Below are 12,860 nucleotides of genomic sequence, written 5' to 3'. Positions count from 1 at the left end.
TTTTGGGACGGGTACGGGCGCGAACACACGGAACACAGGGGCCGGGTAGACATGGCGGCCCGGGGCGCACCCCCCCCCCCCCCCCCCGCCCCGTGCCCACCGGCCCGCGGGCCGGACACAGGCCCGCCTGACGGGCCCCGGCTCAGCTCTGGACCGGCACCGTCCACGGCAGCGCGATCCAGACGGTCTTGCCGCCCTCCGGCGTCGGGGTGACCGACAGCCGCCCCCCGCACTCGGCGGCGAGCCAGCGGATGATCACCATGCCGCGCCCGTTGTCCTGCTGGACGGCGGCGGGAAGACGTTTCGGCCAGCGGGGGTGGCTGTCGGTGACACCGATGTGGAGCTGCTCGTCGAACTCCAGGCGCAGATCCACGGTGAAGGTGGGCGACTGGCCGAACGTATGCTGCACGGCGTTGGTCGCGAGCTCGGAGACGATCAGGCGGATCGTATCGGCGGTGTCGGCGTCCGACGGAAGACCCCACTCGGTGAGTACGCCGGCGACGTGTCTACGGGCGGCGGAGACCGAGGCGGGATCGCTCGGCAGAGTGACGGTGGATTCGTGGTGGTCTGCCATGGCGACGCTGTCCCTTTCCCACCCGGGCCGGCCTGCTGGACTCGTAGCGAGCGGACAAACGCGAGGACGCCCCGGACTTGCGCTTCGCGCCAGACTGCCACTCATCGTGCCGCCGGATGCGCTGATCCACCAAGATGTGCATATATCTGTCGCTCAAAGCGGTGAACTCTGCGACGAAGGACTGTATTTGGCGCCACACTTGCCCATCACCCGAACCCCGGCCGGGCGGAAGGAGGCCGACATGTGGCACGGGCCCGCGGTACGCCGCCGCAAACTCGGCGAGGAACTGCGCCAGCTGCGCTGCGCGGCGGCCCTCACGAGCGGCGAGGTCGCCGGACAGCTGGGCTGGCACCAGTCCAAGGTGAGCCGGATCGAGACCGGCCGCAGCGGGGTGAAGCGCGCCGACGTGGCCCGACTGCTTGAGGTGTACGGGGTGGCCGACCCCGAACTGAGGGCGCTGCTCGAAGCGCTGGCGGGGGCGGCGGACGGCCGCGGCGCCCAGTGGTGGCAGGCCTACCGGGGGCTGCTGCCGCCCCAGTACCGGGACTTCATCAGCCTGGAGTCACAGGCGTCGGCGGCGCGCACCCTGGAGACGTCCGTGGTGCCGGGGCTGCTCCAGACGCCCGAGTACGCCCGCGCGGTGACCCGGGCGGCTCTCGGCGGGCTGGACGCGGCGCGGGTGGACTCCCTCGTGGAGGTGCGCCTGGCGCGCCAGGAGGTGCTGCGGGCCGATCCGCCGCTGGAGCTGAGCGCGGTGGTCGACGAGGCGGCGCTGCACCGCGCGGTGGGCGGGGCGGCCGCGATGCGGCGGCAGTTGCGCCATCTCCTGGAGGCCGCTCAGCTGCCGCAGGTCCGGTTGCGGGTGCTGCCTTTCAGCAGCGGTGGCCATATCGGACTCACCGGGCCTTTCATTATCTTCTCCTTTCCGCAAATTTCCGATCTGGATGTGGTGGTTATCGACCACCTGACGAGTAGCCTCTATCTCGAACGGGGAGAAGACCTTGAGGCGTACAGCGCCGCGTTCCACATGGCCGAGGCGCAGGCCCTCTCGTTCAAGGAATCATTGAATCTCATCGCCGGGATGGCTGACGGCGTGTAAGGGAGGCATGATGCCCTCACCCCCCACGCATGTACCTTCCAGCACTTCTCTGAACGGTGCGCAATGGCGGCGCAGCAGCCGTAGTACAGGAATGAACAATTGCGTCGAGGCCGCATTCCTCGACGCCGGACTGCTCGCCGTCCGTGATTCCAAGCGGACCGCCGGACCCGCGCTGCTCTTCGGAGCGCGGGCCTGGCACAGCTTCCTTTCCGGTCTGCCAGTCGAGCCCAACGAGGCGCCCGACAGCAGGAGTTGACAATGCCAACGGGGGACTAGGCGGTGGGCCCGGTCCGCAGGATCGTGTCCACCGCCCACTGGATCTGGGACTCGGTCAGATCGGCCCGGGCGGTCAGCCGCAGCCGGGAGATGCCGTCCGGCACCGACGGCGGCCGGAAGCACCCCACCGCCAGACCCGCGCCCCGGCAGTCGGCCGCCCAGGCCACCGCCCGCTCCGGCGACGGCGCCCGCACCGAGACCACGGCCGCGTCCGGGCGCGCCGCCTCCAGGCCCGCGGCCGTCAGCCGTTCGTGCAGCTCGGCCGCCACCGCACGGGCCCGGCCCGCCCGCTCCGGCTCGGCCTCCAGGAGCCGCAGCGCCGCGAGCGCGCCGCCCACCGCCGCGGGGGCGAGCCCGGTGTCGAAGATGAACGTACGGGCCGCGTTGACCAGGTGCCGGATGACCCGGGCGGGACCCAGGACCGCGCCGCCCTGACTGCCGAGCGACTTCGACAGGGTGAGAGTGGCCACCACGTCGTCCGCGCCCGCGAGTCCGGCGGCGTGCAGCCCGCCCCGCCCGCCCTCGCCCAGGACGCCCAGGCCATGGGCGTCGTCCACCACGAGCGCCGCCCCGGACTCCCGGCAGGCGGCGGCGAGTCCGGGCAGCGGGGCGGCGTCGCCGTCCACCGAGAAGACCGAGTCGCTCACCACGAGCGCGGGCCCGCCGTGGGCGTCCAGCGCCTTGCGCACGGCCTCGGGGTCGGCGTGCGGGACCACCTCGGTCTCCGCGCGCGACAGCCGGCACCCGTCGACGATCGAGGCGTGGTTGCCCGCGTCGGAGACGATCAGCGTGTCCCGCTCGCCGAGGGCGGTCAGCGCGGCGAGGTTGGCCGCGTACCCGGAGGAGAAGACGAGCGCCGCCTCGAACCCGCAGAACCGGGCGAGCGCGTCCTCCAGCTCGGTGTGGAGCGCGGTGGTGCCGGTGACCAGGCGTGATCCGGTGGATCCGGCGCCCCAGCGCAGCGCCGCGTCGGCGGCGCCCCGGGTGACCGCCGGGTGCCGGGTGAGCCCCAGGTAGTCGTTGCTCGCCAGGTCCAGAAGGTCCTGGTCGGCGGCGCGCGGCCGCAGCACCCGTACGAGACCGGCACGCTCGCGCCGCTCGGTCGCTCCGTCGATCCAGTCGAATGGCGCTCGAGGCATGGTGGAGATCCCTTTTGTAGGCAGCGGACAGACCCTATTCCTGGACGTGCGAGGTCAGGGTGTGGCAATACACACACCTTCCAGGAGCGCAGTTGTACGATCCCTCCTTGGCTGGGGCGGGGGTTTTGGGCAAGGATCGGCGCCATGGACCTGCTGAACACGCTGGTGGACAAGGGGCTGCGGCGCGAGCTGCCGAGCCGTGAAGAGGCGCTCGCCGTACTGGCGACCTCCGACGAGGAACTGCTCGACGTGGTGGCCGCGGCCGGCAAGGTGCGCCGTCAGTGGTTCGGGCGCCGGGTGAAGCTGAACTACCTGGTGAACCTGAAGTCCGGACTGTGCCCCGAGGACTGCTCGTACTGCTCGCAGCGGCTGGGCTCCAAGGCCGAGATCCTCAAGTACACCTGGCTGAAGCCGGACGAGGCGTCCAAGGCGGCCGCCGCCGGTGTCGCGGGCGGCGCCAAGCGGGTCTGCCTGGTCGCCAGCGGCCGCGGCCCGACCGACCGCGACGTGGACCGCGTCTCGCAGACCATCGAGGCGATCAAGGAGCAGAACGAGGGCGTCGAGGTGTGCGCCTGCCTCGGTCTGCTCTCGGACGGCCAGGCCGAGCGGCTGCGCGCGGCGGGCGCCGACGCGTACAACCACAACCTCAACACGTCCGAGGGGACGTACGGGGACATCACGACCACCCACACCTACGCCGACCGCGTCGACACCGTGCAGAAGGCGCACTCCGCCGGGCTCTCCGCCTGCTCCGGTCTGATCGCGGGCATGGGCGAGAGCGACGAGGACCTGGTCGACGTCGTCTTCTCGCTGCGCGAGCTCGACCCGGACTCGGTGCCGGTCAACTTCCTCATCCCGTTCGAGGGCACCCCGCTCGGCAAGGAGTGGAACCTCACCCCGCAGCGCTGTCTGCGCATCCTCGCGATGGTCCGGTTCGTCTGCCCGGACGTCGAGGTACGGCTCGCGGGCGGCCGCGAGGTGCATCTGCGCTCGATGCAGCCGCTCGCCCTCAACCTGGTCAACTCGATCTTCCTCGGCGACTACCTCACCAGTGAGGGCCAGGAGGGCAAGGCCGACCTGGAGATGATCGCGGACGCCGGCTTCGAGGTGGAGGGCGCGGGCACGACCACGCTGCCCGGGCACCGCGCCGACGCGATGGCCGCCGCGGGCTGCGGCTCGCACGCGCGGAGCGGCTGCGGCTCGCACGAGGGCGGCGCCTGCGGCCCGTGCGGTTCCGAGAACGCTCCGGCCGCCGCGGCCGAGGTCTCCGAGGCGCGTACGGACCTGGTGGCGGTGCGCCGCCGCGGCGCGGGCACGGACCTGGCCCCCAATGCCTGACCCGGTGCCCGGTTACGACGTCGCCGAGCTGCGGGCCCTGGACCGGCAGCACGTCTGGCACCCCTACGGCCCCATGCCGGGCCGCCAGGAGCCGCTGGTCGTGGAGTCCGCGTCCGGGGTCCGGCTGCGGCTCGCCGAGGAGGCGCACGGACAGCGCGAGCTGGTCGACGGCATGGCGTCCTGGTGGTCGGCGCTGCACGGCTACCGCCACCCGGTCCTGGACGAGGCCGTACGCGGCCAGCTGGACCGGATGAGCCATGTGATGTTCGGCGGACTCACCCACGAGCCCGCCGTGCGCCTCTGCACCAAGCTCGTCGAGATCACCCCCGAGCCGCTCCAGCACGTCTTCCTCAGCGACTCCGGCTCGGTGTCGGTCGAGGTCGCCATCAAGATGTGCCTGCAGTACTGGAAGTCGGTCGGGCAGCCGCGCAAGCAGCGCCTGCTGACCTGGCGCGGCGGCTACCACGGCGACACCTGGCAGCCGATGTCGGTGTGCGACCCGGACGGCGGCATGCACTCCCTGTGGTCCGGCCGGCTGCCGGAGCAGGTCTTCGCGGACGCGCCCCCCACGGGGTACGACGCGGAGCCGGACGAGGCCTACGTGCGCCATCTGCGGGAGCTGATCGGGCGCCACGCAGACGAGGTGGCGGCGGTGATCGTCGAGCCGGTGGTGCAGAACGCGGGCGGGATGCGGTTCCACTCCCCCGCCTATCTGCGGGTCCTGCGCGAGGCGTGCGACGAGCACGGCGTGCTGCTCGTGTTCGACGAGATCGCCACCGGCTTCGGCCGCACCGGCACGCTGTTCGCGTCCGAGCACGCCGCCGTGTCGCCCGATGTGCTGTGCGTGGGCAAGGCGATGACCGGCGGCTACCTCTCGATGGCCGCGACGCTGTGCACCACCCGGGTGGCCGAGGGCATCTCCTCGGGCGAGGTCCCGGTCCTGGCGCACGGCCCGACGTACATGGGCAACCCGCTGGCCGCGTCCGTCGCCTGCGCCTCGATCGACCTGCTGCTCTCCCAGGACTGGCAGGGCGAGATCAAGCGCCTGGAGACGGGGATGCGCGACGGTCTGGGCGAGCTCGCCGGGGCGCCCGGGGTGAAGGACGTCCGCGTCCTCGGCGCCATCGGCGTCGTCCAGCTCGACCACGAGGTGGACATGGCGGCGGCGACCCGGGCGGCGGTCCGCGAGGGCGTGTGGCTGCGCCCGTTCCGCGACCTGATCTACACGATGCCGCCCTATGTGACGAACGACGAGGACCTGGCGCGCATCTGCCGTGCCGTGGGCGCTGCGGCTCGGGAGGGCTGATGACGGTTCTGGTAGTGAGCGGTACGGGGACGGAGATCGGCAAGACCGTCGTCACGGCGGCCGTCGCCGCGCTGGCGCGCGCCGCCGGACAGACGGTCGCCGTCCTCAAGCCGGCCCAGACCGGGGTCGCCCCCGGCGAGCACGGCGACGTGGCGGAGGTGCTGCGTCTGGCGGGCGACGACATCACCGGCGCCGAACTGGCCCGCTTCCCCGAGCCGTTGGCCCCCAACACGGCCGCACGGCGGGCCGGGATGGCGGCCGTGCGCCCCGAGGAGGTCGCCGAGGCAGCCGAGAAACTGGCCGCCGAGCACGACCTGGTCCTCGTGGAGGGCGCGGGCGGGCTCCTGGTCCGCCTCGACGACGAGGGCGGCACGCTCGCGGACGTGGCCCGGCTGCTCGCCGCGCCCGTCCTGGTCGTCACCCCGGCCGGCCTCGGCACCCTGAACATGGCGGCGCTGACCGGCGAGGCGCTGCGGGCGCGGGGCCTTCAGTGCGCGGGCGTGGTCGTGGGCAGCTGGCCCGCCGAGCCGGACCTGGCGTCCCGCTGCAACCTGGCGGACCTGCCGGAGTCCTCCGGCTCACCGCTGGTCGGGCTGGTGCCGGAAGGCGCCGGGCAGCTCTCCGGCGCCGACTTCCGTGCGGCGGCGCCGGGCTGGCTCGGTCCGGAGCTCGGCGGCGGCTGGAGTCTGTGATGGCGGTCTTACGGGCACGGCTGCGCCAGATCGTCGTCGACTGCGCCGCGCCGGACCGCCTGGCGCGGTTCTGGGCGGCGCTGCTCGGCGGTGCCCCGGTGGTCCGCGACGCGGGCTGGGCGTACCTCGACGCACCCGGCACACCGCGGCTCGCCTTCCAGCGGGTGCCGGAGGCGAAGGCGGGCAAGAACCGGCTCCACCTCGACCTCGTGGTGGAGGACGTCACCCGTGCCCGGGCCGCCGCGGTGCGCCTCGGCGCGCGGTCGGTGGGCGCGACCGTGACGGACGCCCAGGGAGCGTTCCAGGTGATGCGCGACCCCGAGGGGAACGAGTTCTGCTTCGTGAGCACGTGACGGCGGCGCGGGCGGGCCGGGAAAGACCGAAGGACGGGGCGGCCTACGGGTGACGCGGGTCCGGGGCGGGGACAATCCCGGTGTCCGCCCCGCCCGTTCTCCGCCCGTCGTTGGAGGGTCCCCACATGGAGCAGCGTGCCAAGATCGCCCCGGACGCCGTGCGCCATCCCCTGTTCGCCCGCTTCTACGGCCGGTTCAGCGAGACGGCCGACCGCCGAGCGGGCCTCGCCGCACACCGCCGCGAGCTGCTGGCCGGGCTCTCCGGCCGGGTGATCGAGATCGGCGCGGGCAACGGCCTCAACTTCCCGCACTATCCGGGCGCCGTCTCCGAGGTGGTCGCCATCGAACCCGAGCGCGGGCTGCGCAGGCTGGCCGTCCGGGCGGCGCTGCGCGCGGACGTGCCGGTCGACGTGGTGCCGGGGGCGGCCGAGGCGCTGCCGGTCAAGAGCGAGGCGTTCGACGCGGCCGTGGTCTCGCTCGTCCTGTGTTCCGTACGCGATGTGCCGCGCTCGCTGGCCGAGATCCGCCGGGTCCTGCGGCCCGGCGGCGAGCTGCGGTTCTACGAGCACGTGCGGGCCGAGGGCCGGGCCCTCGCGGCCGTCCAGCGCGCGGCGGACCGGACGCTGTGGCCGCTGCTCCTCGGCGGGTGCCACACCTCGCGCGATCCGCTCGCGGCGATCGAGGCGGCGGGCTTCGAACTGGTCGCGTTCCGCCGGCTGCGCGTGCCCGAGAGGGGGCCGCGCCACCCGGCGTCGCCCCATGTGCTCGGCACGGCACGACGCCCGGATGCGGGCTGATCCCTTCCCGGCGGATCTCCTGCTTCCGCCGGATGGCCCGGGCCGGTCCGCGCCTCTACTCTCGTATGCCGTACGGGAGTCGGTCCAGCCATGACGCAACGACCCGGGAGGCGGCCTTGTCCACAGCTGCAGCGGCCACAGCGGCAACGGAAGGGGTCGCCGCGCGGGCCCGGGCGCTGACCAAGGCGTACGGCACGGGCGAGACGGCGGTCCTGGCGCTCGACTCGGTCGACGTGGACATCGCGCGCGGCCGGTTCACCGCGGTCATGGGCCCGTCGGGCTCGGGCAAGTCCACCCTGATGCACTGTCTGGCCGGGCTCGACTCGGTCTCGGCGGGCCAGGTGTGGCTCGGCGACACCGAGATCACCGGGCTCAAGGAGCGCGAGCTGACGCGGCTTCGGCGGGACCGGATCGGCTTTATGTTCCAGGCGTTCAATCTGCTGCCGACACTCACCGCCGCCGAGAACATCACGCTGCCGATGGACATCGCCGGGCGCAGACCCGGCCGGGAGTGGCTGGAACAGGTCATCGACACGCTCGGGCTGCGCGACCGGCTGCGGCACCGGCCCGCCCAGCTCTCCGGTGGCCAGCAGCAGCGGGTGGCGTGCGCGCGGGCGCTGGCGTCCCGCCCGGAGCTGATCTTCGCGGACGAGCCGACGGGCAACCTCGACTCGCGGGCCGGGGCCGAGGTGCTCACGTTCCTGCGGGAGGCCGTGGACCGGCTGGGGCAGACGGTGGTGATGGTCACCCACGACCCGGTCGCGGCGGGCCGGTCCGACCTGGTGCTGTTCCTGGCCGACGGGCGGATCGTCGACGAGATGCCCCGGCCGACGGCGGAGGCGGTCCTGGACCGGCTGCGGCTCTTCTCCGGCGGCCCGGGAACCGACGCCGCCACCCCGGACGGCACAGTCGAGGGCACCCCCGGCTTCGACCCGCTGCGCAAGGGCTGAGCGGCCGTGCTGAAGGCGACCCTCCGCAGCTTCCTCGCCCACAAGGGACGGCTGCTGCTGTCCGCGCTCGCGGTGATCCTCTCGGTGGCGTTCGTCGCCGGTTCGCTGATCTTCTCGGACACCGTGGCCCGTACCTTCGACCGGCTGTTCGCCTCGACCTCGGCGGACGTGACGGTCGGGCCCCTCGTCCTCGCTGCTCGGGCTCGGCGTGGTGCTCACGCTGATCGCGACCGTGGTGGCCGGGCCGCTCCTGGTCCGGCCGGTGATCCGCGTCCTTGGCGCCGCCTTCCCCCGGCTGTACGGCCCGGTGGGCCGGATGAGCCAGCGCAACGCGCTGCGCAACCCGCGCCGCACGGGCGCGACCGCGTCCGCCCTGATGGTGGGCATCGCCCTGGTCGCCGGACTCTCGGTGGCCAGCGCCTCCATGACCAAGTCGTTCGACCAGCAGATCGACAAGACCCTGGGCGCCGACTTCGTCGTACAGAACGGCAATTTTCAGCCGTTCCCGCAGGAGATCACCGACAAGGTGCGCGCGGTGAAGGGCACGGAGACCGTCGTCCGCCAGCGGTTCGCGCCCCTGCGGCTGACGCTCCCCGACGGGAAGACTCCCGAGACGACGGCGTCCGGCTACGACCCCCAGCTCGACGACGTCGCCCATGTCACCTATACGGCGGGCGGTTCGGCGGAGGCGCTCGCCCCCGGCAACCTCGCGATGGACCGCACCTACGCGCGCGACCACCGCGTCCGCCTCGGCGACACCCTGCCCGTCACCTTCGCCACCGGCGGCAAGGCGCGGCTGCGGGTGGCCGCCCTGACCGACATGGACACCTCGGGCGGCTTCGGCGTGGAGGGCGGGGTGTTCATGGGCCTGGCCACCGTGGAGCGCTATCTTCCGGGCGGCCAGGACGCGGCGGTGTACGTCAACGCGAGCGGCGGCACCAGTGCGGAGGGGCTGCGGGCCGCGCTGGAGAAGACCCTGGACCCGTATCCGCAGGTGCAGGTGAGGGACCAGGCGGACTACAAGAAGCTGATCCGCGACCAGATCGCGGTGATGCTCTACCTGGTGTACGCGCTGCTCGGCCTGGCGATCGTCATCGCGGTGCTCGGCGTGGTCAACACACTGGCGCTGTCGGTGGTGGAGCGCACCCGCGAGATCGGGCTGCTGCGCGCCATCGGGCTCTCGCGGGTCCAGCTGCGGCGCATGATCCGGCTGGAGTCGGTGGTGATCGCGGTGTTCGGGGCGCTCCTCGGACTCGTCCTCGGCATGGTGTGGGGCGTGGGCATCCAGCAGGTGCTCGCGCTCCAGGGCCTCAAGGCGTTCGCCGTGCCCTGGTCCACGGTGATCGCGGTCGCCGTGGGCGCGGCGGCCGTGGGCCTGCTGGCGGCGCTGCTCCCGGCGCTGCGCGCGTCGCGGATGAACGTGCTGGCGGCGATCGCGCACGAGTAGGGGGCGGGGGCCGGGACGTGGGGGCGGGTGGAGGCCGGACGCGGGGGCGGCTTGAGTGTGCGGGGTGACCGTGACCTGGGGTCCTCCCGGCCTCCGGAGTCTCCTCGAACCGCCATTTTGCCAGTGCTTTACCATGGGTGGACCTACCCACGACTGAAAGGTGTGAGCGTCCGCCCATGGGCGAGCCTCCCAGTACCCGTCCCCGTACCGGTACGCGACATCGCGCGATCCTCCTGACCCTGCCCGATCATGGGACGGAGGTGAACCGATGACCGAAGTGCTTCTGCTCGTGGTGGCCGTGCTGCTGTCGCTGGCCTGCGGGGCCTTCGTGGCGGCCGAATTCTCCCTCACCACCGTGGAGCGCGGCGAGCTGGAGCGGGCCGTCGAGAGCGGCGAGCGCGGCGCGAGCAGCGCCCTCAAGGCCGTCCGCAGCCTCACCTTCCAGCTCTCCGGCGCGCAGCTCGGCATCACCGTCACCAACCTGGTGATCGGCATGCTCGCCGAGCCCTCGATCGCCAAGCTGATCAGCGGCCCGCTCGGCTCCATGGGGCTGTCCGACGCCGTTTCCCACTCGGCGGCGCTGGTCCTCGGCACCGCCCTGTCGACCGTATTCCTGATGGTCGTCGGCGAGCTCGTCCCCAAGAACTGGGCCATCTCCTCGCCGCTTGCGGTGGCGAAGGTCGTCGCCACGCCGCAGCGCGTCTTCAGCGCGGCCTTCCGCCCCTTCATCAGCCACCTCAACAACACCGCCAACCACATGGTGCGCCGTCTGGGCCTGGAGCCCGCCGAGGAGCTGGCCTCCGCCCGCACCCCGCAGGAGCTGGTCGCACTCGCCCGCCACTCCGCCAAGGCGGGCGCCCTCGAAGCGGACACCGCCGAGCTCTTCGTCCGTACGCTCAACCTGGCGGAGCTCGACGCCGAGAACGTGATGACGCCCCGGGTGCAGGTCACCGCACTGGAGGTGCACGCCACCGCCGAGGACGTCGCGAACGCCACGCGCGCGACGGGCCTGTCCCGCTTCCCCGTCTACCGGGGCAGCCTCGACACCGTCGTGGGCATCGCCCACATCAAGGACGTCCTCGCCATCCCCGCCGAGCAGCGCCCCCGCCACCCGGTCGCCGAGCTGCTGCGCGAGCCGCTGCTCGTACCGGAGACGCTGACCGTGGACCGGCTGCTCGACCAGCTGTACGGGCGGCGGACGATGGCGGTGGTCATCGACGAGTACGGCGGTACGGCCGGGGTCGTCACCCTGGAGGACATCGTCGAGGAGGTCGTCGGCGAGGTGCGGGACGAGCACGACCCGCACGAGACGTCCGACCTGGCCCGGGCCGGCGAGGACGCCGACGGGCGCGCCCTCTACTCGGCCGACGGCGCCGCCCGCACCGACCAGCTGGAGGCCATCGGGCTGCGCGTCCCGGAGGGCCCGTACGAGACGCTGGCGGGCCTGATCGCCACCGGGGTCGGCCGGATCCCGGCCCTCGGCGACAGCGTGGAGCTGGGCGGCTGGCGGCTCGACGTCGTCGACGCGTCCGGCCGCCGCGCCGCGCGCGTCCTGCTGCACGCGCCGCTGCCCGGCGACGGGGACGGCGAGGATGAGCAGGACGGCTCCCGCCGCCGTAGGGAGCACCGGGGCGCGGGTCGCCGCGGGCATGACGGACACACGAAGCACGGTAGGCACGGGGGTGCTCGGCGTGGGAGGGGTGCGCGGCGCGACGGCCGCGCGGATAGTGACGGCCGTGACGATGCCGGTGACCGCGAGGGTCCCGAGGGTTCTGCGGGTCCTGCGGGTCCTGCGGGTCCTGCGGGTCCTGCGGGTCCCGGCGACGAGGGGGCCGGCCGATGACCGTCATCCAGTTGCTGATCGGTCTGGCGACGCTGGTCGTCAACGCCTTCTTCGTCGGCGCCGAGTTCGCGCTGATCTCGGTACGCCGCAGCCAGGTCGAACCACTCGCCGAGCAGGGCAACCGCCGTGCGCGCAGCGTGATCTGGGGTCTGGAGCACGTCTCCGCGCTGATGGCGGCGGCGCAGCTGGGCATCACGCTGTGCACCCTGGTGCTCGGTGTGGTCGCCGAGCCCGCCATCGAGCATCTCCTGGAGCCGGTGTTCCACCTGGTCGGGATGCCCGACGGTGCGGCGCGCCCGGTCTCCTTCTTCATCGCGCTGGGCCTCGCCACCTATCTCCACATGCTGCTCGGCGAGATGGTGCCGAAGAACATCGCGCTGGCCGAGCCGGCCAGGACCGCGCTGCTGCTCGGTCCGCCGCTGGTGACGCTCGCCCGGGCGCTGCGCCCGGTGATCTTCGCGATCAACGCCTTCGCCAACGCCCTGCTCAAGCTGTTGCGGGTGGAGACCAAGAACGAGGTCGCGGCGACGTTCTCCGACGCCGAGCTGGCCCGGATGGTCCGGGACGCGGGCGACGCCGGGCTGCTCGACGACCGGGCCGCCGAGCGGCTGCACGACGCCCTGGAGCTGGGGCGCCGACCCGTCCGGGACGTGGTCGTCCCGCTGGAGAAGGTCGTGCACACCCCGGTCGGCACGACACCGGAGGAACTGGAGCGGCTCGCCGCCCTGTCGGGCTTCTCCCGCTTCCCGGTCGTGGACGCGGGCAACCGCATCCTCGGCTATCTGCACGTCAAGGACGCGCTCGACGCGACCCCGCGCGACGTGCCGTTCCCGGTGACGGCCCTGTGGCCGATCGCCCGGGTCCGGACGTCGGCGCCGCTCGACGACGTACTGACCGCCATGCGCCGCAGCCGTACGCACCTCGCGGCGGTGCTCGACGAGGACGGACGGCTGTCGGGCCTGGTCACCATGGAGGACGTCCTGCGCGAGCTGGTCGGCAGACCGGACACGGCGTAGGACGGACGCGCCCGGGGGCGGCGGGGCGCC

At 73.0% G+C, this 12,860-nt stretch carries 12 protein-coding genes and 1 pseudogene; 11 read left to right on the top strand and 2 right to left on the bottom strand.

Annotation, left to right across the window (positions count from 1 at the left end; genetic code table 11):
* Positions 1–142: 142 nt before the first annotated feature.
* Entirely contained in the window at positions 143–574 is a 432-nt protein-coding gene (locus ACZ499_RS18935; RefSeq protein ID WP_468676315.1) for an ATP-binding protein, read from the bottom strand.
* Between the two features lie 241 nt (positions 575–815).
* Between ACZ499_RS18935 and ACZ499_RS18930 the strand changes: the two genes are divergently transcribed.
* Positions 816–1,673 (top strand): helix-turn-helix domain-containing protein, encoded by an 858-nt coding sequence (locus tag ACZ499_RS18930; protein ID WP_468676313.1) that lies wholly within the window; start codon positions 816–818, stop codon positions 1,671–1,673.
* Positions 1,674–1,683: 10 nt separating this feature from the next.
* Positions 1,684–1,929, top strand: a complete 246-nt coding sequence (locus ACZ499_RS18925; RefSeq protein ID WP_468676470.1) for a DUF397 domain-containing protein — start codon at positions 1,684–1,686, stop codon at positions 1,927–1,929.
* A 16-nt stretch (positions 1,930–1,945) separates the two neighbouring features.
* On the opposite strand, the gene ACZ499_RS18920 is transcribed toward ACZ499_RS18925, so the two are convergent.
* Positions 1,946–3,088 carry an 8-amino-7-oxononanoate synthase gene (locus ACZ499_RS18920; protein WP_468676309.1) on the bottom strand — a complete coding sequence of 381 codons (1,143 nt, stop codon included), beginning with the start codon at positions 3,086–3,088 and terminating at the stop codon, positions 1,946–1,948.
* A 144-nt stretch (positions 3,089–3,232) separates the two neighbouring features.
* Between ACZ499_RS18920 and bioB the strand changes: the two genes are divergently transcribed.
* The 9 genes and pseudogenes from bioB (at position 3,233) to ACZ499_RS18875 (ending at position 12,830) form a co-directional block, all read left to right on the top strand.
* Positions 3,233–4,426: a biotin synthase BioB gene (bioB, locus tag ACZ499_RS18915; protein ID WP_468676306.1), complete on the top strand. Its 1,194-nt coding sequence runs from the start codon at positions 3,233–3,235 to the stop codon at positions 4,424–4,426.
* Positions 4,419–5,732 carry an adenosylmethionine--8-amino-7-oxononanoate transaminase gene (locus ACZ499_RS18910; protein WP_468676302.1) on the top strand — a complete coding sequence of 438 codons (1,314 nt, stop codon included), beginning with the start codon at positions 4,419–4,421 and terminating at the stop codon, positions 5,730–5,732. The genes bioB and ACZ499_RS18910 overlap by 8 nt, the downstream gene beginning before the upstream one ends.
* Positions 5,732–6,424 carry a dethiobiotin synthase gene (gene bioD, locus ACZ499_RS18905; RefSeq protein ID WP_468676299.1) on the top strand — a complete coding sequence of 231 codons (693 nt, stop codon included), beginning with the start codon at positions 5,732–5,734 and terminating at the stop codon, positions 6,422–6,424. Before ACZ499_RS18910 ends, bioD begins: the two co-directional genes overlap by 1 nt.
* On the top strand, positions 6,424–6,777 hold the full coding sequence (locus ACZ499_RS18900; RefSeq protein ID WP_468676296.1) for a VOC family protein: 354 nt from the start codon (positions 6,424–6,426) through the stop codon (positions 6,775–6,777). The genes bioD and ACZ499_RS18900 overlap by 1 nt, the downstream gene beginning before the upstream one ends.
* Before the next feature lie 125 nt (positions 6,778–6,902).
* Positions 6,903–7,574 carry a class I SAM-dependent methyltransferase gene (locus ACZ499_RS18895; RefSeq protein ID WP_468676294.1) on the top strand — a complete coding sequence of 224 codons (672 nt, stop codon included), beginning with the start codon at positions 6,903–6,905 and terminating at the stop codon, positions 7,572–7,574.
* A gap of 116 nt (positions 7,575–7,690) precedes the next feature.
* Positions 7,691–8,524: an ABC transporter ATP-binding protein gene (locus ACZ499_RS18890; RefSeq protein ID WP_468676291.1), complete on the top strand. Its 834-nt coding sequence runs from the start codon at positions 7,691–7,693 to the stop codon at positions 8,522–8,524.
* A 184-nt stretch (positions 8,525–8,708) separates the two neighbouring features.
* Positions 8,709–9,971 (top strand): annotated as a pseudogene (locus ACZ499_RS18885) (FtsX-like permease family protein); the annotation flags it as partial.
* 268 nt (positions 9,972–10,239) lie between these two features.
* Positions 10,240–11,814 carry a hemolysin family protein gene (locus tag ACZ499_RS18880; RefSeq protein ID WP_468676289.1) on the top strand — a complete coding sequence of 525 codons (1,575 nt, stop codon included), beginning with the start codon at positions 10,240–10,242 and terminating at the stop codon, positions 11,812–11,814.
* Entirely contained in the window at positions 11,811–12,830 is a 1,020-nt protein-coding gene (locus ACZ499_RS18875; protein ID WP_468409493.1) for a hemolysin family protein, read from the top strand. The genes ACZ499_RS18880 and ACZ499_RS18875 overlap by 4 nt, the downstream gene beginning before the upstream one ends.
* The last annotated feature ends 30 nt before the right edge of the window (positions 12,831–12,860 follow it).

It is taken from the genome of Streptomyces sp. NPDC031265, assembly GCF_055570295.1.
The sequence above is the reverse complement of the archived record's forward strand: the minus strand, read 5'-3'. Positions and strand labels throughout refer to the sequence as shown.

Excerpts from the sequence above, each read along its gene's own strand:
- ACZ499_RS18910 (WP_468676302.1), top strand. The coding sequence starts at position 4,419 with ATGCCTGACCCGGTGCCCGGTTACGACGTCGCCGAGCTGCGGGCCCTG.
- ACZ499_RS18925 (WP_468676470.1), top strand. The coding sequence starts at position 1,684 with ATGCCCTCACCCCCCACGCATGTACCTTCCAGCACTTCTCTGAACGGT.
- ACZ499_RS18875 (WP_468409493.1), top strand. The coding sequence starts at position 11,811 with ATGACCGTCATCCAGTTGCTGATCGGTCTGGCGACGCTGGTCGTCAAC.
- ACZ499_RS18900 (WP_468676296.1), top strand. The coding sequence starts at position 6,424 with ATGGCGGTCTTACGGGCACGGCTGCGCCAGATCGTCGTCGACTGCGCC.
- ACZ499_RS18880 (WP_468676289.1), top strand. The coding sequence starts at position 10,240 with ATGACCGAAGTGCTTCTGCTCGTGGTGGCCGTGCTGCTGTCGCTGGCC.
- ACZ499_RS18930 (WP_468676313.1), top strand. The coding sequence starts at position 816 with ATGTGGCACGGGCCCGCGGTACGCCGCCGCAAACTCGGCGAGGAACTG.
- ACZ499_RS18935 (WP_468676315.1), bottom strand. The coding sequence starts at position 574 with ATGGCAGACCACCACGAATCCACCGTCACTCTGCCGAGCGATCCCGCC.
- bioD (WP_468676299.1), top strand. The coding sequence starts at position 5,732 with ATGACGGTTCTGGTAGTGAGCGGTACGGGGACGGAGATCGGCAAGACC.
- ACZ499_RS18895 (WP_468676294.1), top strand. The coding sequence starts at position 6,903 with ATGGAGCAGCGTGCCAAGATCGCCCCGGACGCCGTGCGCCATCCCCTG.
- ACZ499_RS18920 (WP_468676309.1), bottom strand. The coding sequence starts at position 3,088 with ATGCCTCGAGCGCCATTCGACTGGATCGACGGAGCGACCGAGCGGCGC.
- bioB (WP_468676306.1), top strand. The coding sequence starts at position 3,233 with ATGGACCTGCTGAACACGCTGGTGGACAAGGGGCTGCGGCGCGAGCTG.